The organism is Altererythrobacter sp. B11, assembly GCF_003569745.1.
Classification (GTDB): domain Bacteria; phylum Pseudomonadota; class Alphaproteobacteria; order Sphingomonadales; family Sphingomonadaceae; genus Croceibacterium_C.
Map to the genome: position 1 here is coordinate 3,416,196 of NZ_AP018498.1, position 25,748 is coordinate 3,441,943.

The window sequence follows — 25,748 nt, forward strand, 5'->3', positions numbered from 1 at the left end:
ACTTAAACAGACGGAGGATACACATGCCCCTTTCGCTTCACGCCGCAATCATTCCCAGCAAGCTCCAGATTCTCCGCTCCGGCAAGGGCTGGCTGGACAAGGCCGAAAGCTGCGGCATTCCCGAGGCGGAACTGGTGGAAGCCCGGCTGATCGACGACATGCTGCCCTTCGCCTATCAGGTGAAGAGCATGGCCGATCACAGCAAGGGCGCGATCGAAGGCGTGCGCGCGGGCGTGTTCACGCCGAAGTTCAAGGACACGCCGCCTGCCACCTTCGCCGAGATGCGCAGCCTGCTGGACGATGCCATCGCCTTCCTCGAGTCGGTGACGGAAGAAGAGATGGAAAGCTTCATCGGCAAGGACATGCGGTTCGAGATCGGCGAGAAGAAGCTGCCCTTCACGGCGGAGGATTTCCTGCTGACCTTCAGCCAGACCAATTTCTTCTTCCACGCCTGCACCGCCTATGGTGTGCTGCGCATGAAGGGCGTGGCCGTGGGCAAGCTCGACTATCTGGGCGCCCTGCGGCTCAAGGCTGCCTGAGCCCTGACGTATAAAGGGGCCGCGGGATCTTTGCCCCGCGGCCCCCTCCTCTCCAACCCGGAGAAAGAAAACCCCCGCGGCCGTGAGGCTGCGGGGGTTTTCCGTTCAATCAGTCTTCCTTCAGGAAGGCCGGCAGGTGATCGGGGTCGCCCCCTTCCTTGCCGCCGCCGTCACGGTCGCGCCCGCCGCGGGGTCCGCGATCCCGGCCACCGCCGCCGCCGCCACGCGGCCCGCGACGATCGCCACCACGGCCACCTTCGCGCTTGTCGCCACGATCGCCGCGGTCGCCACGATCACCACGCGGTTCACGCGGGGGACGCGTGTCCTCCAGCTCCTCGCCGGTTTCCTGGTCCACGACGCGCATCGACAGGCGGACCTTGCCGCGGTTGTCGATCTCGAGGACCTTGACCTTCACTTCCTGCCCTTCGGACACGACGTCGGTCGGCTTCTCGACCCGCTCGTTCTTCATTTCGGAAACGTGGACGAGACCGTCCTTGCCGCCCATGAAGTTCACGAAGGCGCCGAAATCGACGATGTTCACGACCTTGCCGTTGTAGACCTTGCCGACCTCGGGCTCTTCCACGATGCCCTGGATCCACTGGCGTGCAGCCTCGATCTGGCTGATGTCGCTGGACGAGATCTTGATCACGCCTTCGTCATCGATATCCACCTTCGCGCCGGTTTCGGCCACGATCTCGCGGATCACCTTGCCGCCCGTGCCGATCACGTCACGAATCTTGGACTTGTCGATCTGCATCGTTTCGATGCGCGGAGCGTGAGCGGACAGTTCGGTGCGGGCGGAACCCAGCGCCTTGGTCATCTCGTTCAGGATATGGGCGCGGCCGCCCTTCGCCTGCTCGAGCGCCTTGGCCATGATTTCCTTGGTGATGCCAGCGATCTTGATGTCCATCTGCAGGCTGGTGATGCCCGCTTCGGTGCCGGCCACCTTGAAGTCCATGTCGCCCAAGTGATCTTCGTCACCCAGGATGTCGGACAGCACGGCGAAGTCGTCACCTTCCAGGATCAGACCCATGGCGATGCCCGAAACCGGGCGCGCGATCGGCACGCCGGCATCCATCATGCTGAGGCAGCCGCCGCACACCGTCGCCATCGACGAAGAGCCGTTGCTCTCGGTGATGTCGGACAGGATACGGATCGTGTAGGGGAAGTCTTCCCTGCTCGGCAGCATCGGGTGCAGCGCGCGCCAGGCGAGCTTGCCGTGGCCGATCTCGCGACGGCCCGGAGCGCCGAAGCGACCCACTTCGCCGACCGAATAGGGCGGGAAGTTATAGTGCAGCATGAAGCTCTGATACGACAGGCCTTCGAGGCCGTCGATCATCTGCTCGGACTCCTTGGTGCCCAGCGTGGTGGTGCAGATTGCCTGCGTTTCACCGCGCGTGAACAGCGCCGAACCATGGGTGCGCGGCAGGAAGCCGACCATCGCCTCGATCGGGCGGACCTGATCGAGCTTGCGGCCGTCGATGCGGCTGCCGTCCTTGAGGATGGCGGTACGCACGATTTCGGCTTCAAGCTTCTTGACCAGCTTGCCGGCCGTCATCTGCGTCTGGCCGTCGGCATCGGCATAATGTGCCTTCGCCTTCGCACGGGCCGCATTGAGCGCGTCCGAACGGGCCGACTTGTCGGTCAGCTTGTAGGCAGCGGCGATATCCTTGCCGATGATGCCGCGCAGCTCTTCCTTCATGGCGGACTTGTCGTCCGACATGTCGATTTCCCACGGCTCCTTGGCGGCCTGCTCGGCCAGCTTGATGATCGCTTCCACGACCTTCTTGCTTTCGTCATGCGCGAACATGACGGCGCCCAGCATCTCTTCCTCGGTCAGTTCCTTGGCTTCGGATTCGACCATCATCACCGCGTCGTGCGTGGCAGCGACGACGAGGTCGAGGCGGCCATCCGCAAGGGCGGTTTCCTGCTTCGGGTTGAGCACATATTCGCCGTCCACGAAGCCCACGCGGCAGGCGCCGATCGGCCCCATGAAGGGCACGCCGGAAATGGTCAGCGCCGCACTGGCGGCCACCATCGCCACGATGTCCGCCTCGGTCTCGCCATCATAGGAGAGGACCTGGCAGATTACGTTGATCTCGTTGTAGAACCCTTCGGGGAACAGCGGGCGGATCGGGCGGTCGATCAGGCGGCTGGTAAGCGTTTCCTTCTCGGTCGCGCCACGCTCACGCTTGAAGAAGCCGCCCGGAATGCGGCCGGCGGCGGAGAATTTTTCCTGGTAGTGGACGGTAAGGGGGAAGAAATCCTGCCCTTCCTTCACGCTCTTCGCGGCGGTGACGGCGCACAGCACCACGGTTTCGCCATAGGTCGCCAGCACGGCGCCATCGGCCTGGCGCGCGATGCGCCCGGTTTCCAGAGTGAGGGTCTTTCCGCCCCACTCCAGCGATACGGTTTTCGTTTCGAACATCTGATATCCTTCACTCCGCCGGCCCTATTGCCTGCGGGGTTTGCTGCCGGGTGTCTTCCGTCCCGGTCCGGTGCGGGGCCTTTGATGCCCCTGGCCCCTCCGCCGGATTGCGAAGGATGCCCATAAAGCGAAAGGGCGGCTCCGATGGAACCGCCCCCTCGAAACTCTTATTTACGCAGACCCAGCTTCTGGATCAGGTTATTGTACCGCTCGACATCCTTCTTCTTGAGGTAGGCGAGCAGGCTGCGCCGCTTGTTGACCATGATCAGCAGGCCGCGGCGCGAATGGTTGTCCTTGTGGTGTTCCTTGAAATGCTCGGTCAGGTTGCGAATACGCTCGGTGAGGATCGCAACCTGCACTTCCGGGGAACCCGTGTCGCCACTCGCGCGGGCGTTGTCTTCGATGATCTCAGTCTTCTTTTCGGCAGTAACCGACATGCATTTCACTCCGCGGTATCCGGCAGGTTGAAACCCCGCACGACGCGTGCCGTGCCATCCGACAATTCCATCAGGGCGACCGGAACTGTGCCAGCCTTCGCCCAATAGAGCCCATCGGAAAGGGGCTGTCCGGAAAGGACCCGGCCCTGGCGGACCGCCTGCGCGCTTTCCGGATCGAGATTCAGGGCCGGGATACCGTCCAGCCCCGCCTCCAGCGGCAGGAGATGGTCTTCAAGGGGCGCGCCGTTACCGATTTCTTCCAATAAGTCCAGCGAAATCGCCTGATCTTCGGTGAAAGGGCCGGCCTTGATCCGCCGAAGCCAGGTAACATGGCCGACGGTGCCGAGCGCATGGGCAATGTCGCGCGCCAGGGAGCGTATATAGGTGCCCTTGGATACATTTGCGACCAGCGTGGCGCTTTCCGCCAGTTCCAGCGGCGCCGCGGGATCGAACGGATCCGGGCGGCCCGCGGTGGCGGCGAAGGCGGAATAGAGCGGCGCGCCCTCCCCCGCATCCGCGCGGCCGGCGAGGTGCAGCGAATGCACGGTGACGCGGCGGCTCTGCAGTTCCACCTCCTCACCCGCGCGGGCGAGGTCATAGGCGCGCCGGCCATCCAGCTTGAGCGCGGAATAGGCCGGCGGCACCTGCTCGATTGCGCCCGTGAAATGTTCGCAGATCGCCGCCACGGCCGCAATCGGCGGGCGGCGCTCGCTGCGGGCCACCACTTCGCCTTCGGTATCCAGCGTATCGGTTTCCTCGCCGAAGCGGATGGTGAAGGCATAGGTCTTGCTGGCGTCGAGCATCCGCCCGGCGAGCTTCGTCGCCTCGCCCAGCGCGATCGGCAGCACGCCTTCGGCCAGCGGATCGAGCGTGCCGCCGTGGCCGACCTTGACCTTGCCATGGCCGGCCTTCCGCAGCACGCGCTTGACCGCGCTGACTGCCTGGGTGGAGCCGAGCCCGCGGGGCTTGTCGAGGATGAGCCAACCATGGGGCATGGGCGGCGCCTTAGCGGCCCTTCCCGGCAATGTCAGCCTTCGCTGCTGTGCTCGCTATGGGCGTGTTCCTCCGCCTTGCCCTTGTGCGCGGCCTTGGGCGGCTCGCCCGCGATCCTGACCAGCGACTTCAGCGGATAGGGCTGCCCCGCCACGATGATGGTGGAGAAGCGATCGAAGGTGTCGGGGCCCTTCGTCTCGAAGCCGATCGCCTGGGCGAAGGGAAGATCGGGCGCGCGGGCGAACAACACCGCCTTGTACCAGTGGCGTGCGCTGTCCTGGATATAGACCGTCTCGCTGCCTTCGCTACGCCAGTCCCTTATGCCGCCGTGATTGGCGAAGGGGATGCTGGCATCGGCCTGCGCCTCTGCAGCGGCATTCTTGGCCGCCGGCGCGTCATCCTTACCCGCTTGCGCCGCCAGGGCAGGCATGGCCGGGGCCGCCAGCGCCAGCAGGGGAGCGAACAGAAGTGCATGTCTCATCTCGAAGATCCTTTCGCAGGATGCCCCCACGCCCTCCATCTGGCGCGGGGCGCGCGCGATTCAAGCCCGGTCATGTGGAAGTATGCGGCGCCTGCGAGGCGCCGCCGGTCACTGGACCAGCAGCGCCACCCAGTGCGCCAGCGCCATGTAATGCCCCTCCGCCCACAGCACCGGCGGCAACACCACCTTTTCGATGATGCCGAGGCCCGGAAACAGCCAGGGGATCACCAGCAGCAGCAGGAACAGCAACGGGAAGCCATAGGGGCGCAGCTTCTCATAGGTGCGCGCCGCATCGCGCGGCAGCAGGCCCTCCACGATATGCGATCCGTCGAAGGGCGGGATCGGCAGCAGGTTGAACAGCGCCAGGAAGATATTGATCGAGATGAAATACTGCAGCGAAACGAGCAGGAAGCCCAGCACTCCGGCCGGCTGCGCCGTCAGGCTGCCCGCCAGCAGCCCCAGCAGCACCGCTCCGATAGCCGCCAGCACCAGATTGGTGCCCGGCCCCGCCGCCGCGACCGCCATCATGCCATAGCGCGGATTGTCGAGCCGCCACTTGTTCACCGGCACCGGCTTGGCCCAGCCGAACACCGGCGCGCCGGTGAGTGCGAGGAGGCCCGGCAGGATCAGCGTACCGAAGGGATCGACATGGCGGATGGGGTTCAGCGTCAGCCGGCGCCGTTCCTTCGCCGTGGGATCGCCCAGCAGCAGCGCCACCCAGCCATGGGCGACCTCGTGGAACACGATGGCGATGACAAGGGCCGGGATCAGCGCCAGCGCGAGCAGGATGGTGTCAGGCATGCAGCCTCCTAGCTAGGGAGTGCGCGCCCTTCCGGCAATGGCCCGGCATGGCGCCAGACGCGGGCCGTCAGCCGAAGAAACCCAGCGCCTGCGAGAAATGGCGCCGGCACAGCGGTACATAGCTCTCATTGCCGCCGATCTCGGTCTGCGCGCCCGCTGCGACCGGCTCGCCCTCCGCGTCGATCCGCAGGTTCATCGTCGCCTTGCGGCCGCAATGGCACACCGCCTTGATCTCGACCAGCGCGTCCGCGATCCCCAGCAGCACGGCGGAGCCGGGGAAGAGTTCGCCGCGAAAATCCGTCCGCAGGCCGTAGCAGAGCACCGGGATATTCGCCTCATCCGCCAGCCGCGCGCATTGCCACGCCTGCGCGGGGGAGAGGAACTGCGCCTCGTCCACGAACACGCAGGCCAGCGGCGTTGCTGCATGCCGGCGGCTGACCTCCGCCCACAAATCCGTCTCGCCGGTGAAGCGATGCGCATCGGCTTCCAGCCCGATGCGGCTGGCGATGGGCTTGCCGGCGGAGCGATCGTCGAGCGCGGCGGTCCACAGCATGGTGGCCATGCCCCGCTCGCCATAGTTGAAATTGGCCTGCAGCAGGTTGGTCGATTTCCCCGCATTCATGCTGGCATAATAGAAATAGAGCTTTGCCATGCGCCGCCCCCGTCCCTTCGCCGCTCAGTCGTCCTCGCCATCCAGATCTCGCGCCACGCGCGGGTCGGACAGCAGCCGCTCGATCCGATCGGCCTCGTCGAAGCTCTCGTCGGCCAGGAAGCGCAGCTTGGGCGCGAATTTCAGGCCGAGCCGCTTCGCCACCTCGCGCTGGAAGAAGGCGGTGTTCTGCCGCAATGCGGTGAGCACCTCCTGCTCGTCCCCGCCCAGCAGCGGCTTCACGTAGACCTTCGCCTGCCGCAGGTCGGGCGACATGCGCACTTCGGTGACGGAGACGGTGCGGGCCGACAGCGTATCGTCATGCACCTGCTGGCGGGTAAGCAGTTCCGACAGCACATGGCGCACCCGTTCCCCCACCTTGAGCAGGCGGACGGAATGGTCTTCGGAGCTGTGAGGTTGGCGGGCCATGGTCAGTCCATCTTTTCGATAATGCGCCGGATCGACCGGATGTTGCGCGCGGTACCGCGGCAGCCAAGGCGCCGGGCGATGAAGCCGGCGGTCAGCTTGCTGGCCCCCGCGCCATCGACATAGTCGATGTGCAGCGCCCGCGTGCCGGGCGCAAGTTTCTCGCTCCCGCGGCCGGCGTGATCGGCAATGAGCGTCTCGAAGGCCTCGGGCGCAGGCTGGGTTTCGAGGAAATGGACATGGACGAGATTGTCCTCGCCCGTGTCCGCGAAGGGGCTTTCCGCCACCGCCGCTTCCAGTTCGGCCCGGCTGCGCACGGCGGCGAAGGTATCGATGTCGAACCGTTCGCGCACCACATAGGCGAGCTTTTCGGCCAGCCCCTCGCTCGGCCGCTCCTCGTGTGAGAACAGCACGTTGCCGCTGGCGACCACCGTTTCCACCTCCGCGAAATCCTCGCGCTCCAACGCGTCGCGCAGGTCCGCCATCAGCAGGCGATTGCCGCCGACATTGATAGCGCCGAACAGGGCAGCGTAACGGGTCATGCCACGAGCGGAGGAGTCAAGCTGCCGAGGCGAACGGTCGCGGCGCAGCGCCGGAAAGCGGCATCGGCATGCTCGGCCGATGCCCCGTTCCAATGCGCTGTCCGCTCAGCCATTCACTACAGCGTCCGTTCCTGTTCCGTCACCTCGAACACCTCCAGATTGTCACCCGGCTTGATGTCGTTGGTGTCGGCAAGCACCACGCCGCATTCGAGACCCGTGCGGACTTCGTCCACATCGTCCTTGAAGCGCCGCAGCGATGCGATGGTGGTGGCGGAAACGATGACGTCCTGCCGCGTGAGACGCGCATGGAGGCCCTTGCGGATAACGCCTTCCAGAACCAGCAGACCAGCCGCCTTGTCCTTCTTGCCCGCAGGAAACACCTGCTTGACCTCGGCACGGCCGACCACGTTCTCGACCCGCAGCGGGCCAAGCTCGCCGGCCATCTCCTTCGCGATCTCCTCGGTCAGGTGATAGATGACGTCGTAATACATCATCCGCACCTTATCCCGCTCGATCAGCTGGCGTGCCTTGGCATTGGGGCGGACGTTGAAGCCCACGATCGGCGCCTTGGAGGCGGCCGCCAGCGTCACGTCGCTTTCGGTGATCGCGCCGACGCCGGAATGCAGCACACGGACCTTGATCTCGTCGTTCGAGAGGTTGTGCAGCGCATTGGTGATCGCTTCCACCGAACCCTGCACGTCGGCCTTCACCACCAGCGGGAATTCGATCACGTCGCTCTTCAGGCCGGCGAACATCGCATCGAGATTGGCCGGGGCCATCGCGGTGCGCTTCTCGGTCGCCTTCTCCTGGCGGTACTCGGCCGCCTCACGGGCGCGCTGCTCGTTCTCCACCACGGTCAACTGGTCGCCGGCACGCGGCACGCCGCCCAGGCCCAGCACCTCCACAGGCATAGAGGGGCCGGCTTCCTTGATCTGATTGCCCTTGTCGTCGATCAGCGCGCGCACGCGGCCGCTTTCCGTACCGACCACGAAGGTATCGCCGCGCTTCAGCGTGCCGCGATTGACCAGCACGGTGGCCACCGGGCCACGGCCCTTGTCCAGCTGCGCTTCGATCACGGTGGCTTCGGCGTCGCGATCCGGTCGCGCCTTCAGCTCCAGCAGTTCGGCCTGCAGCAGGATCTTGTCGATCAGATCGTCAAGGCCCGCGCCGGTCTTGGCGGAGACTTCCACATCCTGCACGTCGCCGCTCATCTCCTCGACCACGACTTCGTGTTCGAGCAGGCGCTCGCGAATGCGCTTCGGATTGGCCTCCGGCTTGTCGGACTTGGTGATCGCCACGATCATCGGCACGCCCGCGGCCTTGGTGTGATTGATGGCCTCGATCGTCTGCGGCATGATCCCGTCATCCGCCGCGACCACCAGCACCACCACGTCGGTGACATTGGCGCCACGCGCCCGCATCTCCGTGAAGGCAGCGTGGCCCGGAGTGTCGAGGAAGGTGACCTTGTCGCCGCCGTTGGTGGTGATCTGGTAGGCGCCGATGTGCTGGGTGATGCCGCCGGCTTCGCCCTTCACCACGTCGGTGCCGCGCAGGGCATCGAGCAGGCTCGTCTTGCCGTGATCGACATGGCCCATGATGGTGACCACGGGCGGACGCGGCTTCAGCGTCTCTTCCGCATCGACCTCGTTCGAAGTGTCGATATCGGCATCGCTTTCGCTGACGCGCTGGATATTATGGCCGAATTCCTCGACCAGCAGCTCCGCCGTGTCCTGGTCGATCGTCTGGTTGACGGTGACCATCATGCCCATGTTGAACAGCGCCTTCACCAGGTCGGCGCCCTTTTCGGCCATGCGGTTGGCGAGTTCCTGCACCGTGATCGCTTCGGGCACGATCACGTCGCGCACCTGCTTGTCACGCTGCTTGGACTGCCCGTCGCCATAGGAGCGACGCTCCTTCTCGCGGGCACGCTTCAGCGCGGCGAGGCTGCGCGCACGGCGCCCCTCGTCCTCGTTGAGCGCCTTGGTGACGGTGAGCTTGCCCGAACGACGCTTGTCTGCACGGTCGCCGCGGCTGGCGGGCTGCGGCGCGGCGGGCTTGCGCTCCTCGCGCTTCTTCTCGGCACGCTTCGGCTCGGGCCGGGCCACCGGGGTGAACCTGCGCGGAGCCGGCACGGTGCTGGCGGAGCTGGTCTCCTCCTCCTGGGCGGCGGCGGCGGCCGGCTGCTCTTCCTCGGCAGGCGCCTGCTGAGAGGGGGCTTCGACGGCAACCTTCTCGGCCGCCTCGCGCGCCTTGGCAGCTTCTTCCTCTGCACGGCGATTCTCTTCGGCGCGGCGCTTCTCGTCCTCCAGCTGCTGCTGGCGCGCTTCCTCCTCGCGGCGGCGAGCCTCTTCGGAGAGGCGCATGCGCTCGTCCTCCGCCTCGCGCTGCAGGCGCGCCACGCGTTCCTGCGGAGTCTCGTCCGAAGGAATGTTGCGTGCAGGCGCAGGCGCAGGCCTGCTCGCCGCAGGGGCGGGGGCAGGAGCCGGGGCGGGTGTGGGGGCCGGTGCAGGCGCGGCGGCGGGAGCCGGTGCCGGCTCAGGCGCGGCGGCGGGAGTCGCCTCCTCGGGCGCGGCGCCGGGCTTGGTAAGTTTGCGGCGGCGCTTCACCTCGACCGCCACCTTGTTGGTGCGGCCATGGCTGAAGGTCTGCCGGACCTCCCCCGCATCGACCGAACGCTTCAGCCCCAGCGGCTTGCGGGTGCGCGTCGGTGTGGTGTCGTTATCGCTCATACGCCTCTAACATTCCTTCAAAATTCATTCGCAGCCCCGGACATCGGGGGAGGCCGCGCCTTCCGGCGCGGCAGCCGATGCCGCCAGGCTCGTATCGCTTCCAGCCGCGCCCGCGGCCGCCGTGTAATTCAGCAAGCGCCGCAGCGGGGTGGCTACCCGTTGGGCCGATGCCCCATCGGCCAGCGCCAGGTGGACGACATTGTCGCGGCCCAATGCCACAGACAGGGCCGCGCGGTCCAGTGGCAGCCGGATTCCGGCAAGTCCGGACCCTTCCGCATCCATGCCCACGCGATAGGCCTGATCGAGCTTGCGACAGCCATCATCGCTGGCGTCGTTGGCGTGATACAGAGCAGCAACGCCCCCCGTCCGCGCCTCGCCCGCAATACGGTCCGACCCCAAGATAAGGCGTCCGGCGCGCATTTCGAGCCCCAGCCGCTGCAGAAAAGCACGCTGAAGCGCATCTTCCATCCGCTGCGGCAGATCTTCGGGGATGCTGATCTGCCCCGTCTTGAAGGCGCGTGAAAGCGCGCCGCGCAGCTTACCGGAGGCGAGCGCCTGTTCCAGCTCCGCCCGATTCACGCCGATCCACGCACCCCGTCCCGGCGCGCGCGCCAGCGCATCGGGCAGCACCTCGCCATCGGGCGAGAGCGCCAGACGCAGCAGCTCGTCGCGCGCATCGTTGCGCCCGGTCAGCACGCAGCGGCGTTCAGGCATGTCGCCATGCCCGCCGCGCTTCGCAATGTCTTGAGCGGCTAGCGGCTCATTGCGAGGATTCCGCATCAGCGGCCTCCTCTTCTGCGGGCGCTTCGGCAGCCGGGGCCTCTTCGTCCTCGAACCAATGGGCGCGGGCCGCCATGATGATCTCGTTCCCCTGCTCTTCCGAGAGGCCGAACATGCCCAGCACGCCGCCCTTGTCCTCGCTCCGCTGCGGGCGGCGCAGGGCCGGCCCGTCGGCGTTGCGGCGACGCGGCGCCTCGCGCTTCTTGGCGATCAGTTCGTCGGTGGCGAGATCGGCCAGATCGTCCAGCGTCTTGATGCCGGCCTTGCCCAGCACCACCAGCATCTGTTCGGTCAGGTGCGGGATTTCAGCCAGCGCATCGTCCACACCCAGTTCGCGCCGCTCGGCACGGTGGGTTTCCTCCTGCCGCTCCAGCGCGTCCAGCGCACGATTCTGCAGTTCCTCGGCCAGATCCTCGTCGAAGCCTTCGATCGCGGCGAGCTCGTCCAGCTCGACATAGGCGACCTCTTCCAGCTCGGCGAAGCCTTCGGCCACCAGCAGCTGCGACAGCGTCTCGTCCACGTCGAGCTCTTCCTCGAACATCTTGGAGCGCTCGGCGAATTCCTTCTGGCGCTTCTCGGAGGCTTCTTCCTCCGTCATGATGTCGATCTGGCTGCCGGTCAGCTGGCTCGCCAGCCGCACGTTCTGGCCGCGGCGGCCGATGGCCAGGCTCAGCTGGTCGTCGGGCACCACCACTTCGATGCGCGATTCTTCCTCGTCCAGCACCACGCGGCTGACGGTGGCGGGCTGCAGCGCATTGACCACGAAGGTCGCCGTGTCCTCGCTCCAGGGAATGATGTCGATCTTCTCGCCCTGCAGTTCCTGCACCACGGCCTGCACGCGGCTGCCCTTCATGCCGACGCAGGCGCCGACCGGGTCGATGCTGGAATCATGGCTGATCACGCCGATCTTGGCGCGGCTGCCCGGATCGCGGGCGGCGGCCTTGATCTCGATGATGCCATCGTAGATTTCGGGCACTTCCTGCGCGAACAGCTTCTTCATGAAGTCCGGATGGGCGCGGCTGAGGAAGATCTGCGGGCCGCGATTGTTGCGTTCCACCTTCATGATCAGCGCGCGCACGCGCTCGCCCACGCGGGCGGCCTCGCGCGGGATCTGCTGGTCGCGGCGGATCACGCCTTCGGCGCGGCCGAGATTGACGATCACATGGCCGAATTCGACTGACTTGATCACGCCCGTCACGATCTCGCTCGCGCGGTCCTTGAACTCTTCGTACTGGCGCTCGCGCTCAGCATCGCGGACCTTCTGGAAGATCACCTGCTTGGCGCTCTGCGCATCGATGCGGCCGAGATCGACCGGCGGCAGCGGATCGACGATGTAATCGCCCACCTTCGCCCCCGGCTGCAGCTTTTCGGCCTGCTCCAGATTGACCTGCTTGAAGTAGTCCTCGACCTCCTCGACCACTTCCACAACGCGCCACAGGCGCAGGTCGCCGGTCATTGGATCGAGCTTCGCGCGAATGTCGTTCTCGGCGCCGTAGCGGCTGCGCGCGGACTTCTGGATCGCCTCTTCCATCGCTTCGATGACGATCGCCTTGTCGATCATCTTTTCCGAAGCGACCGAATTCGCGATCGCGAGCAGTTCTGCCTTGTTGGCGGAAATCGGACTGGCCATCAGTCGTCTGCCTTCTCTTCCTCGGGTGTTTCTTCGATTTCTTCCGCGCCGCTCATGTCGATCGGCTTGGTCGCGGCGATCAGTTCATTGGTCAGAACCAGCTTCGCCGAATGAATATTCGCCAGCGGCACTTCGATGCGGCCGGCCTTGCGGTCTTCCACCGCCACCACGCCGCCTTCGATGCCCAGCAGCCTGCCGCGCAGCTTGCGATGATCGCCCACTGCTTCGTTGAGCGAGAAATTCGCCTCGTGCCCTGCCCAGGCGACATAATCCTTCTCGCGCGTCAGCGGCCGGTCGATACCGGGGGAGCTGACTTCGAGATTGTAAGCACCGGCGATCAGCTCCTCGCCCGCTTCCTCGATCGCGTCAATCCGATCGGAAATACGGCGGGACAGCGCCATGCACTGTTCGACCACCAGCTGCCCGGTGGCCGGATCCTCCGCCATCACCTGCAGCGTGCGCTCTTCCCCGGAGCCGGTCAGCTTCACGCGCACCAGTTCGAATCCGAGAGCTTCCGCCTCGGGCTCGATCACTTGTGTCAGGCGCGCGATATCCGCCATCGGTTCTCCATATGCGCCACGAAAGTGGCAACGGGGTTGCGGGCCGGCCCCCGGAAGGCGCCAGCACCAGACCTTGTCACGACAATGTCGGGATGAAGCGGCAGATAGGCGGGGATTCCGCGTTTTGCAACCCGATTCGGCCCCGGGCGGCGCGATTCCCACTCCTATTCGCTGAGGCTGTGCTTCTTGATGCAGTGGCGCAGCTGGTCGTAGCTAAGGCCCAGCGCCTTGGCGGTCTGTCGCTGGTTCCAGCGATTGGCACCCAGGTGGTGCTCCACGATCCGCCGTTCATAGGCGTCCACCGCCTCGCGCAGATCGGCGATCGAATCGAAATCCTCCTGCGCCGGGGTCAGCGCGGCGAAACGCGGCGCTGGCGATCCCGCCTCCGCCATGCGAGGCACCGGTGCCGGTTTCCACGGGCTCTCGAAGGGGTCGAACTGCACATGGCCGATCGGCCTGCTCCAGTCATCCCAGCGATAGACGGCGCGCTCCACCACATTGCGCAGTTCGCGGACATTCCCCGGCCATTGATAGTCTTCCAGCTGCGTGCGGACATGGTCGGCAAAGCCGGGCCAGTCGTGCCAGCCGATCTCCGCTGCCATGCGGCGGCCGAAGTAATCGCACAGCACATCCACATCGCCTTCGCGCACGCGCAGGGGCGGCAGGGTGATGACCTCGAAGCTCAGCCGGTCGAGCAGGTCGGGGCGGAAGCGGCCTTCTTCGGCCAGCCGCGGCAGGTTCTCGTTGGTGGCAGCCACAATGCGCACATCCACGCGGACCGGGCGGGAGGAACCGATGCGCGTCACCTCGCCATATTCCACCGCCCGCAGCAGCCGCTCCTGCGCGCCCATGGAGAGGGTCGCCAGCTCGTCCAGGAACAGCGTGCCGCGATCGGCCTCTTCAAAGCGGCCTTCGCGCGCCTTGGTCGCGCCCGTGAAAGCCCCCGCCTCGTGCCCGAACAATTCCGCCTCGATCAGCGTTTCGGGCAGAGCGGCGCAGTTCATGATGACCAGCGGCTCCTCCCACCTATCGGACAGGCGGTGGAGGCGTTCGGCGATCAGTTCCTTGCCGGTTCCGCGCTCCCCGATCACCAGCACGGGGCGGCGCATGGGCGCGGCGCGGCTGGCCCGCTCCACCGCGTCGAGGAAGGCCCCTGATTGGCCGACAAACTGATTGCCCCGTTCCATGGCCGATATATAGCGAATATTCCCAATATCTGGCAATCGTCACCACAAAGCCTAACCCACTAAAATGGCAAGTCATTGTATTTGCGGCATTATTTCTGTTTGGCACGCCCCTTGCTGAATGGTGAACATCATTCGTCAGGAGGAAACGACCATGTTCGATCGCAGCTTTTTCGTCAGCAAGCTCGGCGTCGCCGCGCTGGCGAGCATCGCCGCGATGTCCGCTTTGAATATCTTCGCGCTGACACAGCAAATTGATATGACGCCGGGCGCGGCCATCGTTGCCGCACCGCTGGTGGAACTGGCATGAGCCGGGAAGAGGACAATCCCCTGTCGCCGCTGCTGGGCGGCTCGTCATCGCGGATCGACCGCGAGATCGAGCGGCTGCGCACCAGCCCGACCCCTACGCGCAACGCACCAACCTCGGGAGTAGCCTGGATGGGCATTTTCTCACGCACGCGAGACATCATCGCTGCCAATTTCAACGAGTTGCTCGATCAGGCAGATGATCCGGCCAAGATGATCCGCATGATCATCCTGGAGATGGAGGAAACGCTGGTCGAAGTCCGGGCGAGCGCCGCGCGCACGATTGCAGACCAGAAGGAAATGCATCGCCACACGGTAAAGCTGGACAAGCTGCAGGCCGACTGGGCCGAAAAGGCCCAGCTGGCGCTGAGCAAGGACCGCGAGGATCTGGCCCGCGCCGCGCTGATGGAAAAGAAGAAGGCCGGCGACATGGCCGACCAGCTCAAGCAGGAAATCGCGGTGCTGGACGATGCGCTGCGCGCCTATGAGCAGGACATCCAGAAGCTGCAGAACCGCCTGCGCGAAGCCCGCAGCCGGCAGAGCCAGATCGCCGCACGGCTGGAAAGCGCGGAGAACCGCGTGAAACTGCGCAGCCTGATGACCAACGAACGGGTGGACGAAGCGCTGGCCCGCTTCGATCAGCTCGAGCGCCGCGTGGATTATGCCGAAGGCCGTGCCGATGCGCTGAACATCGCCGGCGAGGACAAGCGCAGCCTGGCGGACGAGATTGCCGCACTCGAAGGCTCGGACAAGGTGGATGCCGAACTCGAGGAAATGAAGCGCGCGCTCGGCAAGGGTGCGACGCACACCGATGCACAGAACAAGGGGGACTGATCCATGGAAGACCTGATGCCGGCGATTGCGATCGTTTCCATCTTCCTCGGCCTGCCGTGGATCATCTTCCACTACATCACCAAGTGGAAGACCGCCGCCACCATCACCAACGACGATGAGGCCTTGCTGGAGGAGCTTTACCAGCTCGCCAAGCGCCTCGACGAGCGGATGGACACGGTGGAGCGGCTGGTTGCCAGCGACAATCCGGAATTCAAGCCCGCCCGCCTGCAGCACGATCGCGAGGTGGACAACCAGCCCCTGCGCGAACTGGATCGCATGCTGGGCAAGAAGGGAGACCGTCTGTGAGCAGCGTCCGCACCAAATTCTATCGCGACAAGCAGAATGCCAAGTTCATGGGCGTCTGTTCGGGCCTTGCGGATTACACCGGCGTGGACACGGTCTGGTGGCGGCTTGGCTTCGTGGTCCTCACGCTGGCAGGCTTCGGCTTCACCATCCCGGCCTATCTGATCCTGGGGGTGTTCGCCGCCAAGAAGCCGCCGCATCTCTATGTGGACGAGCAGGAGCAGAAATACTGGCAGCGCGTGCGGCAGAGCCCGCAGCGCACCGCCCGCGAAATCCGCGCCCGCTTCCGCGACATCGATCGCCGGCTGGCCGAGGTGGAAAGCTATTACGTCAGCAGCAACCCGCGCCTCTCTGCCGAGATCGAGCGGCTGCGCTGAACATCTGAGTAAAGGGACTTACGATGGATAACGGAACTCTCGCGCTGCTGATCCCGATCGTTGCGCTGATGATCCCGATCGTGCGGTTGTGGACCAAGCACCGCCAGGAAATCATGCAGATGCAGGTGGACTCCACCGCGGAAAAAGCGGCGCAATACGCCGCCAGCAACCGCGAGCTGGAAGAGCGGGTGCGGGTGCTGGAACGCATCGTGACGGACGGCGGCTACAATGTCGCCACGCAGATCGAGGCGCTGCGCGACACCCGCCGCACCGAGCAGGCGGACAGGGACGAGCGCGAGACCGCGATCAACTGAACCGCATCGGATAGCCATTGAGGGAGGCTGATCATGAATTGGGGAGGTCCGGAATTCGTCCTCACCATTATCCTGCTGAGCACGGCAGGCTGGCTGGTGAACAACTGGATCCGCGCGCGGCACGGCTATGCCCTGGAAGATGAATGGGGCGGCAAGACCGAACGCGCCAGCGATGCCGAAACCATCACCCGCCTGCGCGAGGAGAACGAACGGCTCGTCCTGCGGCTGACGGCGAGCGAAGACCGCCTGGCGGTGCTGGAGAAGATCGTGACGGAGCCCGGCTATCACCTGTCGGCGGAGATCGAGAAGCTGCGCGGCACGGAGACGGGCGGGCAGCAGACCGGCAAGCGGAGCGCGGCATGACGGGTCGCTGCCTGACTGCAACGGACCGGGGCGAGGACAGCGAAGGCCCGCGCAATGGCGCCGGGTGCAAGGAGATTAACTAGGTGTCACCGAACGAAATCATGGAGATCATCCGGCTCGCCATCGTTGGCACCGTGGCGGTAACCGGCATCAGCATCGCCGGATGGATCTACAACACGCGGCAGAAGATCAAGAACGGCTACCCCCTGGAAAGCATGTGGGGCAAGCCGCTGCATCCGCAGATCACCAGCGAGGCGACCGAGCGGATGAAGCTGCTGACACAGGAAAATGCCCAGCTGCGCGCCCAGATCGGTTCGCTGAAGGACCGGCTCAACAATGTGGAGCGGATCGTGACCGACAGCGGTTACCACCTCGGTTCGGAAATCGAGAAGCTGCGCGACGGCGGAGAGAAAGTCCTATGAACACCACGAGCATCATCCTGCTGGTCATCCTGATCGTGGTGATCGTCAAGGCGCGGCGCGGCGAACTGGGCGAATTCGGCCGCTGGAAGCACCGCGACGACGATACGCAGCAGCGCGAGCTGCGCGATCCGCGCCGCGAAGCGGAGCTGGAACGCGAGATTCGCGAGCTGCACGAGCGCATCAAGGTGCTGGAGCGGATCGCGACGGAAGACCGCAGCGCGCGCGACTTGTCCGACGAGATCGACAGGCTGCGCGACAGGTAGGAACGGTAATGGGGAGTATTGCGATGATGAGCGAGGATCTTCTGATCGCCGCCTGCGCCCTGATCGGCCTGCTGGTGATTGCCGGCACCGTGTTGAAGGGCTGGCAGGACTGGCTGGCCCTCAAGTCCCGCGAACTGGACCGCGGCCGCGCGCCGGTGGAGATCGAAGGCGGCGTGCGCGAAGGCGCGGCACGCATCGAACTGGCCGATCTCAAGGAGCGCATCCGCAAGCTGGAAGCGATCGCCAATGGTGTGGACCTGTGAGTCGGCGCTCGCTTCTGCCGCCACGATGGAGCCTTCCGCGCGGCGGCCGGGCTTGTTAGACGCGGCCCATGCGATCGCTCGATGATATTGCCGAAGAATATGAATTCCTCGAAGGGGATGAACGTTACCGCCTGCTGATCGAGCTGGGGCGCGAGCTGGAGGAGATGCCCGCCGCGCTGAAGACGGACGCGACGCTGGTGCGCGGCTGTTCCGCCAGTGTGTGGGTCTATCCCACCGAGCAGGGCGAGCGCCTGCACTTCCTGGCCGACAGCAACGCCGCCATCACCAAGGGCATCGTGGCGCTGGTGATCGCGGCGGTGCAGGACCGGCCGGCGGAAGAGGTGGCACGGATGGACATCGCCGCCGCGCTGGAACCTTTCGACCTGCGCAACCAGCTCAGTTCCAACCGCACCCAGGGCGTACCCAACATGATCGCGCTGGTGAAGCAACACGCCGCGCGAATCGCGGCCGCCTGATGATTCCCCGGCCGTTTTGGTTCGCGGCCGGGTTGTTCTTCCTCGCGCTCGGCTGGATCGGCCTGATCCTGCCGATGATGCCGGGTTTCGTGTTCTTCCTCGTCGCCGCCTTCTGCTTCGCCCGCGGCAATCCGGCGTGGGAGCGCAAGATGCTGGAGCACCCGCGCTACGGCAAGCCGTTGCGCGACTGGCGGGATCGGCGGGCGATCTCGCGCCGGGCGAAGCGCGCGGCGATCATCAGCATGGCGCTGGCCGGCGCGCTCACCTGGTTCCTGATCGGCTTTCCCTGGGCGCTGGTTTCGATCACCGTGCTTGTGGCGGTCGGCGCGTGGATCTGGACGCGCAACGAATAGGCTCAGCCGCCAAGGCTTTCGCGCACCACGGCAATGCCCGCTTCGCGCTGGCGCTTCAGCTCCGCCTTCAGCCGGGCGGGATCGCGCGCGATCACGAAGCCGAAGCTCACCCCGCCCTCCTTGCCGATGGTCGCATGGTGCAGCCGGTGCGCCTGCACCAGTCGCCGCGCATAGCCGCTGCGCGGCACCCAGCGGAAATAGCGCTGATGCACCAGCCCGTCATGCACCAGCGTGTAGATCACGCCATACGCCAGTATGCCGAGGCCGATCCAGGTGCCGGGCCACCAGGCGCCGGCCCCCATCACCAGCGGACTGCCGACGGCGAACATGGCGATGCTCATCCCCGCGCCCACCAGCGCGAACAGGTCGTTCTTCTCCAGCAACCTGTCGTGCGGTTCGTGATGATCGCGGTGCCAGGCCCAGCCGAAGCCGTGCATCACATATTTGTGGCTCGCCCAGGCGACCCATTCCATGGCCGCAACGCTGGCAAGCACGATCAGCAGGGGGGCAATCCATTCCATGCCGCCTAAATAAGCGCTTCATCGCGGCAAAGACAGCCCTCGCTTGCCTTGTGGGCGATCCCGCGCCATTTGCCCGGCATGGCCAGCAAACCACGCACTCTGTACGAAAAGATCTGGGACGAACATGTGATCGAACGGCGGGAGGACGGCACCTGCCTGATCTTCATCGACCGTCACCTCGTCCACGAAGTCACCAGCCCGCAGGCATTCGAAGCACTGCGCATTACCGGGCGCAAGGTGCGCCGACCGGAACTGACGCTTGCCGTGCCCGATCACAACCTGCCCACCACCGCGCGCAAGGATGCCGCCGGGCAGCGCCTGCCGATCGCAGACGCGCAGAGCGCGCAGCAGCTGGCCGCGCTGGAAAAGAACGTGGCGGATTTCGGCATCCGCTATTTCGGCGCCACGGCGCGCGAACAGGGTATCGTCCACGTCGTGGGTCCGGAACAGGGCTTCTCGCTTCCCGGCACCACCATCGTCTGCGGCGACAGCCACACCGCCGCGCATGGCGGCGTGGGCGCGCTGGCCTTCGGCATCGGCACCAGCGAGGTGGAGCACGTGCTGGCGACGCAGACGCTGCTGCTCAAGCAGTCGAAGACCATGGAAGTTCGCGTGGAGGGCGATCTGCCCCCCGGCGTCACCTCCAAGGACCTGATCCTCCACATCATCGGCGTGATCGGCACCGCCGGCGGCACCGGCCATGTGATCGAATATCGCGGCAAGGTGTTCGAGGAGATGAGCGTGGAAGGCCGCCTCACGGTCTGCAACATGAGCATCGAAGGCGGCGCCCGCGCCGGCCTGATCGCGCCGGACGAGAAGACCTTCGCCTATCTCAAGGGCCGCAGCTTCGCCCCGCAGGGGCAGGACTGGGAGGGAGCGGTAGCTTATTGGCGCGGCCTGCGCACCGACGAGGGCGCCCGGTTCGACAAATCCGTGGTGATCGACGCCGCCAGCGTGGAGCCTACCGTGACCTGGGGCACCAGTCCGGAAGACACGGTGGCGATCGGCGGAGTCGTGCCCACGCCCGAAAGCTTCGCCGATCCTTCCAAGCAGGAAGCGGCCCGCGCCAGCCTGGCCTATATGGGCCTCGAGCCGGGGCAGAAGCTGGCCGAGGTGGAGGTGCAGAACATTTTCATCGGCAGCTGCACCAACAGCCGGATAGAGGATCTGCGCGCCGCGGCCGAAGTGCTGCGCGGCCGGCGCAAGGCCGACAATGTGAAATGGGCCATCGTCGTCCCCGGCTCCGGCCTGGTGAAGGAACAGGCCGAGGCGGAGGGGCTGGACAAGGTGTTCACCGACGCCGGCCTCGAATGGCGCGAGCCGGGCTGCTCGGCCTGCCTTGGCATGAATCCCGACAAGGTGCCGGCGGGCGAACGCTGCGCCAGCACCAGCAACCGCAATTTCGTCGGCCGCCAGGGGCCGGGTGCGCGCACCCATCTGGTAAGTCCCGCCATGGCCGCCGCCGCCGCGGTGACCGGGCGGCTGACGGATGTGCGCAAGCTTGCCGCAGAGCCCGCGTAAGTCCGCCTTCGCCCCGGTCGTCGCGGCCGACACGCGCGTCCTCCTGCTCGGCAGCCTGCCGGGCGAATCCTCGCTGGCGCAGGGGCGGTATTACGCGCATCCGCAGAATCGCTTCTGGCATCTCGTCGGGCGAGTGATCGGGGCGGACCTGCCGGCGATGGATTATGATGATCGGCTCGCCGCGCTGCGCGCCGCGCGGATCGGCCTGTGGGACACGGTCGCCTCCGCCACGCGCAGCGGCAGCCTCGATGCCTCCATGCGCGACATCGTGCCCCGCCCGCTGGCGGAGCTGACCGCCACCCTGCCCGAATTGCGTGCCGTGGGCTTCAACGGGCGCAAGGCGCAGGACATCGGCATGAAGCAGCTGGCGGGCAGCGGGCTGGCGCTGATCCCCCTCCCCTCCTCCAGCCCGGCCCACGCCGGCATGACGCTGGCCACGAAAGAAAAACTGTGGGCGGAGATCGGCAAATACCTTGTGTGAGGGCTTGTCTCCGCGCGCCGCTCGTCGCATTGAAACGGCATGAGCAAGAAGAAAGATCTGGGCCTTGGCGGCAAGGCTGCCATCGCCGGCGCGATCGGCTCCGCGGCGGTGGCTGCGGCGCTGCTGTTCGTGAACAAGAAGAAGAAGGACGAGAAGCTGAAGCGCTTCACCACGCCCTTTAACGAGCCGCCGGAGACCGATTGATGGATCCCGTGCGCGAAGTGGAAGGCCGCGCCTATCCCTTCGGCCGCAAGAACGTCGATACCGATCTCATCATCCCGGCGCGCTGGCTGAAGACGATCAGCCGCGAAGGCCTGGGCGAAGGGGCGTTCGAAGCGGTACGCCAGGAACCCGGCAATGTGTTCGACGATCCCGAATTCGCCGGGGCGCCGATCATCGTTGCGGGCGACAATTTCGGCTGCGGTTCCAGCCGCGAACATGCCGCGTGGGCGCTGCTGGACATGGGCGTGAAGGCGGTGATCGCGCCGAGCTTCTCCGACATCTTTTCGGGCAACGCCTTCAAGAACGGCATCCTCACCGTGGCCCTGACGCAGGAGCAGGTGGACCGGCTGCTGGAAGTTGCCGCCACCGATCCGATCAGCATCGACCTGGAGACGCAGACGGTGACGACGCCGTTCCAGGATCGCTTCACCTTCGAGATCGATCCCTTCCGCAAGCATTGCCTGCTGGAAGGGCTGGACGAGGTGGGCCTCACGCTCGCGCGCGATGCGTCCATCACCACCTATGAAAACCGGCTGGCCGCGCACCGGCCCTGGCTGGCACGCGGCACCGCCGCAGCTGCCTGAGGCGGCAGCAGGCTTGCCGCCCATGGCGACGCCGGGCTATTGGCCGCAGACATTGATTCAAGGGGCCCACGAATGACCGACTTCAAGGATCGCGAGCGCGGCGAAGAAGCCAAATATGCGTTTGACGAAGAAACCACCTTCCGCATCGCCGCGCGGCGCAATCGCCTGCTGGGCCAGTGGGCTGCGAAGCTGATGGACCTGACGCCCGAAGAGACCGAGGCCTATGCCAAGGCGGTGGTGCAGGCCGATTTCGAAGAAGCGGGCGACGAGGATGTGATCCGCAAGCTGCTGGGCGATCTCACCGCCGCGGGCTGCGACATGGACGAAGCCGGCGTGCGCGCTGCGCTGGAAGACAAGTCGGTCGAAGCGCGCCGCCAGCTGATGGGCGGGGTCTGAACGCATGGCGATGCCGGCAGCCGAGATCGAGGCCCTGATCCGCGCGGCTCTGCCCGATGCGGAGGTGGTGATCGAAGATCTGGCGGGCGACGGGGACCATTATCTCGCCCGCGTCACCTCCCCCGCATTCGCGGGCAAGAGCCGGGTTCAGCAGCACAAGATGGTGTATGATGCGCTGGGCGGCCGCATGGGCGGCGAACTGCACGCCTTGCAACTCACCACAGCCGTTCCCAACTGAGTCGCCAACGCCACACAGCAAATCAAGGCCTCCAGATGTCCGATACCAATGAACGCCTCGCCAAGATTGTCGGCGAACACGATGTGGTCCTTTTCATGAAGGGCACCCCGCTGTTTCCGCAGTGCGGCTTCTCCAGCCGCGCCGTCGCCATTCTCGATCACTGCGGCGTCGCCTATGACAGCGTGGACGTGCTGCAGGACATGGAAATCCGCCAGGGGATCAAGGCCTTCTCCGATTGGCCGACCATCCCGCAGCTCTATGTGAAGGGCGAATTCGTGGGCGGCAGCGACATCATGATGGAAATGTACGAAGCCGGCGAGCTGCAGCAGCTGCTCACCGAAAAGCAGGTCGCCAAAGCCAACTGATCCGCCGCTGCCCCGGGGCTCCGCCCCGCGTGAAGCAGCCGGCGCAGACAGACAGAAGAGGCCGGAGGGTTCAGCCTTCCGGCCTTTTTTGTGCGCTTTGCGGAAAGCCCCGCTTCGGGGAGGCGGGGCACTGGCACCGCGGAGACCCGGCACCGGCCCCGCCTCGGTCGAAGAGTCGGGTATGCGCGCTATTATGCACGGGCCGTGCCAGCTTGGCAAATCCGCAGAAAGCGTACCGAGACGATGGTTAGCGCAGCGTCAACATTGATTGACACTGTAAAGCGGGCCGACAGGTGCGCGGGGCGCGAAGGGGAAAATATTGGGAACGAAGGGGTGCGCTTCTACCGACTTTGCCCTTCTAACCGCCCAACCAGTCCGCTGTGAGCGCACCCCTGTGCCCGTCCGGCGCCAGTGCGGCGCGCAGGGCTTCCAGCAGCGACGGCAGCGCCTGTGTGAAGGCGTAGGGCGGGTTGACGATGAAAAGGCCCGCGCCGTTATAGATGCCGGGCTGGTCGCCATCGTACAGCCAATGTTCCACCGACAGGAACTTCGGGATGCCGAGCTTGCGCAGCCTGCCCTTCCACTGCTGATGCGTCGCGCGGCCTTTCAGCGGATACCAGATAACCGTCACCCCATGCGCCCATTTGCGGTGTGCTGCGGCGAGGGTTGCCGTGACCCGTTCGCGTTCGTCCGTTTGCTCATAGGGCGGATCGACCACCACCACGCCGCGCGGCGTTCGGGGCGGCACCATCGCCAGCCACAGCTCGTAGGCGTCGCGCTGATGCACGGCTGCGGGGGTGTCGCGCATGGCCGCGCGCAGGGCCTGCACGTCCTCGGGATGCTTTTCGTTCAGGATCAGCACGTCCTGCGGGCGCAGGAGTTGCGCGAGGAATCGCGGCGAGCCGGGGTAGAGGCGCGGCTCCGCCCCGTCATTCACCGCCCGCACGGCGGCGCGATAGTCATCCAGCAAGGGGTTCGCATCGGAAAAGGCGCACAGCACGCCTTGCGCAGCTTCGCCGGTGCGTTGGGCCTGCTCGCCACCAAGATCGTAGAGCCCGCAGCCGGAATGGGTGTCGATCAGCGTCAGCGCCCCCGGCTTCTGCTGCAAGGCCCGGACAAGGGTGATCAGCAGGCTGTGCTTCACGACATCGGCACTGTTGCCGGCATGGAAGGAATGGCGATAATTCACGGCAATTCAAAGTCCTGCTGGGTCTGCCCTGAAACGAACCGCCCGGCCGGCGTGCCAAGGGCGACATTGTGGAAACTTCGCTGGTGCCTCACGCGGCATAGCTCGCCTAGGCAGAGATTTCCGCAAACTGCCCCGGCGCGATCCCTTCGACCGACCATTCGCCGATCGACCAGCGCACCAGCCGCAGCGTGGGCAAGCCGACCGCGGCTGTCATGCGGCGCACTTGCCGGTTGCGCCCTTCGCGGATGGTGAGTTTCAGCCAGCTGTCGGGGATAGACTTTCGCTGGCGAATGGGCGGATCGCGCGGCCACAGGTCCGGCGCGTCGATCCGCGCAACTTCGGCAGGCAGGGTCATGCCATCCTTCAGCATTACGCCCTGCCGCAGGCGCTCCAGCTCCGGCTCCTGCGGATCGCCTTCGACCTGCACAAGATAGGTCTTGGGCATCTTGAAGCGTGGCTCGGCAATGCGTGCCTGCAGCCGCCCGTCATCGCAAAGCAGCAGCAAGCCCTCGCTGTCGCGATCGAGCCTGCCGGCAGGATAGACGCCCTTCACCGCGATGAAATCCGACAATGTCGACCGGACCGCTGGCGATCCGCGATCGGTGAATTGCGACAGCACCCCGAAGGGTTTGTTGAACAGAAGCAGCCGGGCCATCCTGAGTTCCTATCGCGCATGTGCGGTTATGTCTTCAGGGCCATGCCGCCGGCTTTCTGCGTTCGAGCTCACCCGGATGGAGCCAGGTTGCGCCTCCGGGCCTGTTCTAAGGTTGGCGGACGGGCCGGTTAGATGGGCCGAACACCGCAAGAGGAGGAATGGCGCGCCTGGCAGGACTCGAACCTGCAACTCCAAGCTTAGAAGGCTCGTGCTCTATCCAGTTGAACTACAGGCGCGTCGCAGGGCGCAATAGCGTGCTTTGCGGCCGGCGCAAATCGTGTCAGGAAGAAAGCCATGGCGGGGCGGCAGGACATCGTGGGGGGCGTGGAAGGCGCGCGGCGCCAGTTCCGCTATTTCGACTATGTGATGGCCGCCTTCGTCACCATCTTGCTGCTGTCCAATGTGATCGGCGCGGGCAAGGTGGCGGTGGTGGACCTGCCGCTGCTCGGCGCCTGGCCTTTCGGCGCGGGCGTATTGTTCTTCCCCGTATCCTATGTGCTGGGGGACGTGCTGACCGAAGTCTATGGCTATGCCCATGCCCGGCGGTGCATCTGGGCGGGCTTCGTGGCGCTGCTGTTCATGGCCTTCATGGCCTTCGTCGTGGTGGCGCTGCCGCCGGCGGAGAACTGGGGCAATCAGGCCGCTTACGAGGCGGTGTTCGGGCAGGTGCCGCGCATCGTCTTCGCCTCCATCGTCGCCTTCTGGGCGGGCGAGTTCGTCAACGCCTATGTGCTGGCGCGGATGAAGATCTGGACGCGCGGCAAGGCGCTGTGGAGCCGCACGATCGGATCGACCGTGGTCGGTCAGGGCGTGGACAGCGCCTTGTTCTACCCCCTCGCCTTCCTCGGCGCGGCGGGGTGGACGCCGGATCTGGTGATCACCGTGGCGCTTACCCAATGGGCGCTGAAGACCGGGTGGGAGGCGCTGCTGACCCCGGTCACCTACGCCGTGGTGGGCTTCCTCAAGCGGCGCGAAGGGGTGGAGGTGTTCGACGAAGGCACCGATTTCTCGCCCTTTGCGCATGGCACGCGGGCACGGGGCTGATCCGCCACCGTCATCGGCGCGCAATCCGGTGCCCTTACCGTCCCTTGCAGCAACCCACCCATTTCCTTCCCCTTTTCAG

Annotated in this window: 36 protein-coding genes and 1 tRNA gene; 20 read left to right on the forward strand and 17 right to left on the reverse strand. The window is 65.7% G+C overall.

What is annotated here, in order from left to right; translation table 11 throughout:
• Positions 1-23: 23 nt before the first annotated feature.
• Positions 24-539, forward strand: a complete 516-nt coding sequence (locus AEB_RS15955) for a DUF1993 domain-containing protein (RefSeq protein ID WP_119084014.1) — start codon at positions 24-26, stop codon at positions 537-539.
• 109 nt (positions 540-648) lie between these two features.
• On the opposite strand, the gene pnp is transcribed toward AEB_RS15955, so the two are convergent.
• From pnp to pspF, 13 genes are all read right to left on the reverse strand, one after another.
• A complete protein-coding gene (gene pnp, locus AEB_RS15960) occupies positions 649-2,967 on the reverse strand; it encodes a polyribonucleotide nucleotidyltransferase (protein WP_119084015.1) in 2,319 nt (772 codons plus the stop codon).
• A gap of 167 nt (positions 2,968-3,134) precedes the next feature.
• Positions 3,135-3,404 (reverse strand): 30S ribosomal protein S15, encoded by a 270-nt coding sequence (gene rpsO / locus AEB_RS15965; protein WP_119084016.1) that lies wholly within the window; start codon positions 3,402-3,404, stop codon positions 3,135-3,137.
• A gap of 5 nt (positions 3,405-3,409) precedes the next feature.
• The gene (gene truB, locus AEB_RS15970) at positions 3,410-4,399 is read right to left on the reverse strand and encodes a tRNA pseudouridine(55) synthase TruB (protein ID WP_119084017.1); all 990 of its coding nucleotides are present in this window, start codon (positions 4,397-4,399) and stop codon (positions 3,410-3,412) included.
• A 32-nt stretch (positions 4,400-4,431) separates the two neighbouring features.
• Positions 4,432-4,878 (reverse strand): DUF6491 family protein, encoded by a 447-nt coding sequence (locus AEB_RS15975; RefSeq protein ID WP_145985323.1) that lies wholly within the window; start codon positions 4,876-4,878, stop codon positions 4,432-4,434.
• A gap of 108 nt (positions 4,879-4,986) precedes the next feature.
• Complete coding sequence (locus AEB_RS15980) at positions 4,987-5,679, reverse strand: site-2 protease family protein (RefSeq protein WP_119084019.1); 693 nt, start codon at positions 5,677-5,679, stop codon at positions 4,987-4,989.
• Between the two features lie 67 nt (positions 5,680-5,746).
• Positions 5,747-6,331, reverse strand: coding sequence for a thymidine kinase (locus AEB_RS15985; RefSeq protein ID WP_119084020.1), 585 nt, complete (start codon positions 6,329-6,331; stop codon positions 5,747-5,749).
• 24 nt (positions 6,332-6,355) lie between these two features.
• Positions 6,356-6,757 carry a 30S ribosome-binding factor RbfA gene (rbfA, locus tag AEB_RS15990; RefSeq protein WP_119084021.1) on the reverse strand — a complete coding sequence of 134 codons (402 nt, stop codon included), beginning with the start codon at positions 6,755-6,757 and terminating at the stop codon, positions 6,356-6,358.
• 2 nt (positions 6,758-6,759) lie between these two features.
• Positions 6,760-7,296 (reverse strand): DUF1697 domain-containing protein, encoded by a 537-nt coding sequence (locus AEB_RS15995; RefSeq protein WP_119084022.1) that lies wholly within the window; start codon positions 7,294-7,296, stop codon positions 6,760-6,762.
• 116 nt (positions 7,297-7,412) lie between these two features.
• A complete protein-coding gene (gene infB / locus AEB_RS16000) occupies positions 7,413-10,025 on the reverse strand; it encodes a translation initiation factor IF-2 (protein WP_119084023.1) in 2,613 nt (870 codons plus the stop codon).
• 24 nt (positions 10,026-10,049) lie between these two features.
• Entirely contained in the window at positions 10,050-10,805 is a 756-nt protein-coding gene (locus tag AEB_RS16005) for a DUF448 domain-containing protein (protein ID WP_119084024.1), read from the reverse strand.
• Positions 10,786-12,435, reverse strand: coding sequence for a transcription termination factor NusA (gene nusA, locus AEB_RS16010; protein ID WP_119084025.1), 1,650 nt, complete (start codon positions 12,433-12,435; stop codon positions 10,786-10,788). The genes AEB_RS16005 and nusA overlap by 20 nt, the downstream gene beginning before the upstream one ends.
• Positions 12,435-12,995, reverse strand: a complete 561-nt coding sequence (gene rimP / locus AEB_RS16015) for a ribosome maturation protein RimP (RefSeq protein WP_119084026.1) — start codon at positions 12,993-12,995, stop codon at positions 12,435-12,437. The genes nusA and rimP overlap by 1 nt, the downstream gene beginning before the upstream one ends.
• Before the next feature lie 164 nt (positions 12,996-13,159).
• The gene (gene pspF / locus AEB_RS16020) at positions 13,160-14,182 is read right to left on the reverse strand and encodes a phage shock protein operon transcriptional activator (RefSeq protein WP_119084027.1); all 1,023 of its coding nucleotides are present in this window, start codon (positions 14,180-14,182) and stop codon (positions 13,160-13,162) included.
• A 151-nt stretch (positions 14,183-14,333) separates the two neighbouring features.
• Here pspF and AEB_RS18230 point away from each other — a divergent pair, with 151 nt between their 5' ends.
• From AEB_RS18230 to AEB_RS16075, 11 genes are all read left to right on the forward strand, one after another.
• A complete protein-coding gene (locus AEB_RS18230; protein WP_231958786.1) occupies positions 14,334-14,489 on the forward strand; it encodes a hypothetical protein in 156 nt (51 codons plus the stop codon).
• Positions 14,486-15,319: a phage shock protein PspA gene (gene pspA, locus AEB_RS16030; RefSeq protein ID WP_119084029.1), complete on the forward strand. Its 834-nt coding sequence runs from the start codon at positions 14,486-14,488 to the stop codon at positions 15,317-15,319. Before AEB_RS18230 ends, pspA begins: the two co-directional genes overlap by 4 nt.
• A gap of 3 nt (positions 15,320-15,322) precedes the next feature.
• The gene (gene pspB / locus AEB_RS16035; RefSeq protein WP_119084030.1) at positions 15,323-15,625 is read left to right on the forward strand and encodes an envelope stress response membrane protein PspB; all 303 of its coding nucleotides are present in this window, start codon (positions 15,323-15,325) and stop codon (positions 15,623-15,625) included.
• The gene (pspC, locus tag AEB_RS16040) at positions 15,622-15,999 is read left to right on the forward strand and encodes an envelope stress response membrane protein PspC (protein WP_119084031.1); all 378 of its coding nucleotides are present in this window, start codon (positions 15,622-15,624) and stop codon (positions 15,997-15,999) included. Before pspB ends, pspC begins: the two co-directional genes overlap by 4 nt.
• 23 nt (positions 16,000-16,022) lie before the next feature.
• Positions 16,023-16,313: a hypothetical protein gene (locus AEB_RS16045; RefSeq protein WP_119084032.1), complete on the forward strand. Its 291-nt coding sequence runs from the start codon at positions 16,023-16,025 to the stop codon at positions 16,311-16,313.
• Positions 16,314-16,346: 33 nt separating this feature from the next.
• Positions 16,347-16,676 (forward strand): hypothetical protein, encoded by a 330-nt coding sequence (locus tag AEB_RS16050; RefSeq protein ID WP_119084033.1) that lies wholly within the window; start codon positions 16,347-16,349, stop codon positions 16,674-16,676.
• 83 nt (positions 16,677-16,759) lie between these two features.
• The gene (locus AEB_RS16055; RefSeq protein WP_442858039.1) at positions 16,760-17,098 is read left to right on the forward strand and encodes a hypothetical protein; all 339 of its coding nucleotides are present in this window, start codon (positions 16,760-16,762) and stop codon (positions 17,096-17,098) included.
• A complete protein-coding gene (locus tag AEB_RS16060; RefSeq protein WP_119084035.1) occupies positions 17,095-17,361 on the forward strand; it encodes a hypothetical protein in 267 nt (88 codons plus the stop codon). The genes AEB_RS16055 and AEB_RS16060 overlap by 4 nt, the downstream gene beginning before the upstream one ends.
• 26 nt (positions 17,362-17,387) lie before the next feature.
• A complete protein-coding gene (locus AEB_RS16065; protein WP_119084704.1) occupies positions 17,388-17,624 on the forward strand; it encodes a hypothetical protein in 237 nt (78 codons plus the stop codon).
• Between the two features lie 68 nt (positions 17,625-17,692).
• Complete coding sequence (locus tag AEB_RS16070; RefSeq protein ID WP_119084036.1) at positions 17,693-18,100, forward strand: SufE family protein; 408 nt, start codon at positions 17,693-17,695, stop codon at positions 18,098-18,100.
• Positions 18,100-18,453, forward strand: coding sequence for a YbaN family protein (locus AEB_RS16075; protein ID WP_119084037.1), 354 nt, complete (start codon positions 18,100-18,102; stop codon positions 18,451-18,453). Before AEB_RS16070 ends, AEB_RS16075 begins: the two co-directional genes overlap by 1 nt.
• Positions 18,454-18,455: 2 nt before the next feature.
• Here AEB_RS16075 and AEB_RS16080 read toward each other — a convergent pair whose 3' ends face one another.
• On the reverse strand, positions 18,456-18,974 hold the full coding sequence (locus AEB_RS16080; RefSeq protein WP_119084038.1) for a sterol desaturase family protein: 519 nt from the start codon (positions 18,972-18,974) through the stop codon (positions 18,456-18,458).
• Positions 18,975-19,052: 78 nt separating this feature from the next.
• On the opposite strand from AEB_RS16080, the gene leuC reads away from it, so the two are divergent.
• The 7 genes from leuC to grxD all read left to right on the forward strand — a co-directional run bounded on the left by leuC (position 19,053) and on the right by grxD (position 22,781).
• A complete protein-coding gene (gene leuC, locus AEB_RS16085; RefSeq protein WP_119084705.1) occupies positions 19,053-20,495 on the forward strand; it encodes a 3-isopropylmalate dehydratase large subunit in 1,443 nt (480 codons plus the stop codon).
• Complete coding sequence (locus AEB_RS16090; protein ID WP_231958787.1) at positions 20,476-20,976, forward strand: DNA-deoxyinosine glycosylase; 501 nt, start codon at positions 20,476-20,478, stop codon at positions 20,974-20,976. The genes leuC and AEB_RS16090 overlap by 20 nt, the downstream gene beginning before the upstream one ends.
• A 39-nt stretch (positions 20,977-21,015) precedes the next feature.
• The gene (locus AEB_RS16095; protein WP_119084040.1) at positions 21,016-21,180 is read left to right on the forward strand and encodes an isopropylmalate isomerase; all 165 of its coding nucleotides are present in this window, start codon (positions 21,016-21,018) and stop codon (positions 21,178-21,180) included.
• Entirely contained in the window at positions 21,180-21,782 is a 603-nt protein-coding gene (leuD, locus tag AEB_RS16100; RefSeq protein WP_119084041.1) for a 3-isopropylmalate dehydratase small subunit, read from the forward strand. The genes AEB_RS16095 and leuD overlap by 1 nt, the downstream gene beginning before the upstream one ends.
• A gap of 72 nt (positions 21,783-21,854) precedes the next feature.
• A complete protein-coding gene (locus AEB_RS16105; protein WP_119084042.1) occupies positions 21,855-22,178 on the forward strand; it encodes a DUF1476 domain-containing protein in 324 nt (107 codons plus the stop codon).
• 4 nt (positions 22,179-22,182) lie between these two features.
• Positions 22,183-22,416, forward strand: coding sequence for a BolA family protein (locus tag AEB_RS16110; protein ID WP_119084043.1), 234 nt, complete (start codon positions 22,183-22,185; stop codon positions 22,414-22,416).
• Between the two features lie 35 nt (positions 22,417-22,451).
• Positions 22,452-22,781, forward strand: coding sequence for a Grx4 family monothiol glutaredoxin (gene grxD / locus AEB_RS16115; RefSeq protein ID WP_119084044.1), 330 nt, complete (start codon positions 22,452-22,454; stop codon positions 22,779-22,781).
• Between the two features lie 358 nt (positions 22,782-23,139).
• On the opposite strand, the gene AEB_RS16120 is transcribed toward grxD, so the two are convergent.
• The 3 genes from AEB_RS16120 to AEB_RS16130 all read right to left on the reverse strand — a co-directional run bounded on the left by AEB_RS16120 (position 23,140) and on the right by AEB_RS16130 (position 24,861).
• Positions 23,140-23,970, reverse strand: a complete 831-nt coding sequence (locus AEB_RS16120) for a 23S rRNA (adenine(2030)-N(6))-methyltransferase RlmJ (RefSeq protein ID WP_119084045.1) — start codon at positions 23,968-23,970, stop codon at positions 23,140-23,142.
• Positions 23,971-24,076: 106 nt separating this feature from the next.
• Positions 24,077-24,625, reverse strand: coding sequence for a pseudouridine synthase (locus tag AEB_RS16125; protein ID WP_119084046.1), 549 nt, complete (start codon positions 24,623-24,625; stop codon positions 24,077-24,079).
• Between the two features lie 159 nt (positions 24,626-24,784).
• A tRNA-Arg gene (locus AEB_RS16130) sits at positions 24,785-24,861 on the reverse strand.
• A gap of 58 nt (positions 24,862-24,919) precedes the next feature.
• Between AEB_RS16130 and AEB_RS16135 the strand changes: the two genes are divergently transcribed.
• Entirely contained in the window at positions 24,920-25,669 is a 750-nt protein-coding gene (locus AEB_RS16135) for a queuosine precursor transporter (RefSeq protein ID WP_119084047.1), read from the forward strand.
• Positions 25,670-25,748: the final 79 nt, after the last annotated feature.

Excerpts from the sequence above, each read along its gene's own strand:
- AEB_RS15955 (WP_119084014.1), top strand. The coding sequence starts at position 24 with ATGCCCCTTTCGCTTCACGCCGCAATCATTCCCAGCAAGCTCCAGATT.
- pnp (WP_119084015.1), bottom strand. The coding sequence starts at position 2,967 with ATGTTCGAAACGAAAACCGTATCGCTGGAGTGGGGCGGAAAGACCCTC.
- rpsO (WP_119084016.1), bottom strand. The coding sequence starts at position 3,404 with ATGTCGGTTACTGCCGAAAAGAAGACTGAGATCATCGAAGACAACGCC.
- truB (WP_119084017.1), bottom strand. The coding sequence starts at position 4,399 with ATGCCCCATGGTTGGCTCATCCTCGACAAGCCCCGCGGGCTCGGCTCC.
- AEB_RS15975 (WP_145985323.1), bottom strand. The coding sequence starts at position 4,878 with ATGAGACATGCACTTCTGTTCGCTCCCCTGCTGGCGCTGGCGGCCCCG.
- AEB_RS15980 (WP_119084019.1), bottom strand. The coding sequence starts at position 5,679 with ATGCCTGACACCATCCTGCTCGCGCTGGCGCTGATCCCGGCCCTTGTC.
- AEB_RS15985 (WP_119084020.1), bottom strand. The coding sequence starts at position 6,331 with ATGGCAAAGCTCTATTTCTATTATGCCAGCATGAATGCGGGGAAATCG.
- rbfA (WP_119084021.1), bottom strand. The coding sequence starts at position 6,757 with ATGGCCCGCCAACCTCACAGCTCCGAAGACCATTCCGTCCGCCTGCTC.
- AEB_RS15995 (WP_119084022.1), bottom strand. The coding sequence starts at position 7,296 with ATGACCCGTTACGCTGCCCTGTTCGGCGCTATCAATGTCGGCGGCAAT.
- infB (WP_119084023.1), bottom strand. The coding sequence starts at position 10,025 with ATGAGCGATAACGACACCACACCGACGCGCACCCGCAAGCCGCTGGGG.
- AEB_RS16005 (WP_119084024.1), bottom strand. The coding sequence starts at position 10,805 with ATGCGGAATCCTCGCAATGAGCCGCTAGCCGCTCAAGACATTGCGAAG.
- nusA (WP_119084025.1), bottom strand. The coding sequence starts at position 12,435 with ATGGCCAGTCCGATTTCCGCCAACAAGGCAGAACTGCTCGCGATCGCG.
- rimP (WP_119084026.1), bottom strand. The coding sequence starts at position 12,995 with ATGGCGGATATCGCGCGCCTGACACAAGTGATCGAGCCCGAGGCGGAA.
- pspF (WP_119084027.1), bottom strand. The coding sequence starts at position 14,182 with ATGGAACGGGGCAATCAGTTTGTCGGCCAATCAGGGGCCTTCCTCGAC.
- AEB_RS18230 (WP_231958786.1), top strand. The coding sequence starts at position 14,334 with ATGTTCGATCGCAGCTTTTTCGTCAGCAAGCTCGGCGTCGCCGCGCTG.
- pspA (WP_119084029.1), top strand. The coding sequence starts at position 14,486 with ATGAGCCGGGAAGAGGACAATCCCCTGTCGCCGCTGCTGGGCGGCTCG.
- pspB (WP_119084030.1), top strand. The coding sequence starts at position 15,323 with ATGGAAGACCTGATGCCGGCGATTGCGATCGTTTCCATCTTCCTCGGC.
- AEB_RS16045 (WP_119084032.1), top strand. The coding sequence starts at position 16,023 with ATGGATAACGGAACTCTCGCGCTGCTGATCCCGATCGTTGCGCTGATG.
- AEB_RS16050 (WP_119084033.1), top strand. The coding sequence starts at position 16,347 with ATGAATTGGGGAGGTCCGGAATTCGTCCTCACCATTATCCTGCTGAGC.
- AEB_RS16060 (WP_119084035.1), top strand. The coding sequence starts at position 17,095 with ATGAACACCACGAGCATCATCCTGCTGGTCATCCTGATCGTGGTGATC.
- AEB_RS16065 (WP_119084704.1), top strand. The coding sequence starts at position 17,388 with ATGAGCGAGGATCTTCTGATCGCCGCCTGCGCCCTGATCGGCCTGCTG.
- AEB_RS16070 (WP_119084036.1), top strand. The coding sequence starts at position 17,693 with ATGCGATCGCTCGATGATATTGCCGAAGAATATGAATTCCTCGAAGGG.
- AEB_RS16075 (WP_119084037.1), top strand. The coding sequence starts at position 18,100 with ATGATTCCCCGGCCGTTTTGGTTCGCGGCCGGGTTGTTCTTCCTCGCG.
- AEB_RS16080 (WP_119084038.1), bottom strand. The coding sequence starts at position 18,974 with ATGGAATGGATTGCCCCCCTGCTGATCGTGCTTGCCAGCGTTGCGGCC.
- leuC (WP_119084705.1), top strand. The coding sequence starts at position 19,053 with ATGGCCAGCAAACCACGCACTCTGTACGAAAAGATCTGGGACGAACAT.
- AEB_RS16095 (WP_119084040.1), top strand. The coding sequence starts at position 21,016 with ATGAGCAAGAAGAAAGATCTGGGCCTTGGCGGCAAGGCTGCCATCGCC.
- leuD (WP_119084041.1), top strand. The coding sequence starts at position 21,180 with ATGGATCCCGTGCGCGAAGTGGAAGGCCGCGCCTATCCCTTCGGCCGC.
- AEB_RS16105 (WP_119084042.1), top strand. The coding sequence starts at position 21,855 with ATGACCGACTTCAAGGATCGCGAGCGCGGCGAAGAAGCCAAATATGCG.
- AEB_RS16110 (WP_119084043.1), top strand. The coding sequence starts at position 22,183 with ATGGCGATGCCGGCAGCCGAGATCGAGGCCCTGATCCGCGCGGCTCTG.
- grxD (WP_119084044.1), top strand. The coding sequence starts at position 22,452 with ATGTCCGATACCAATGAACGCCTCGCCAAGATTGTCGGCGAACACGAT.
- AEB_RS16125 (WP_119084046.1), bottom strand. The coding sequence starts at position 24,625 with ATGGCCCGGCTGCTTCTGTTCAACAAACCCTTCGGGGTGCTGTCGCAA.
- AEB_RS16135 (WP_119084047.1), top strand. The coding sequence starts at position 24,920 with ATGGCGGGGCGGCAGGACATCGTGGGGGGCGTGGAAGGCGCGCGGCGC.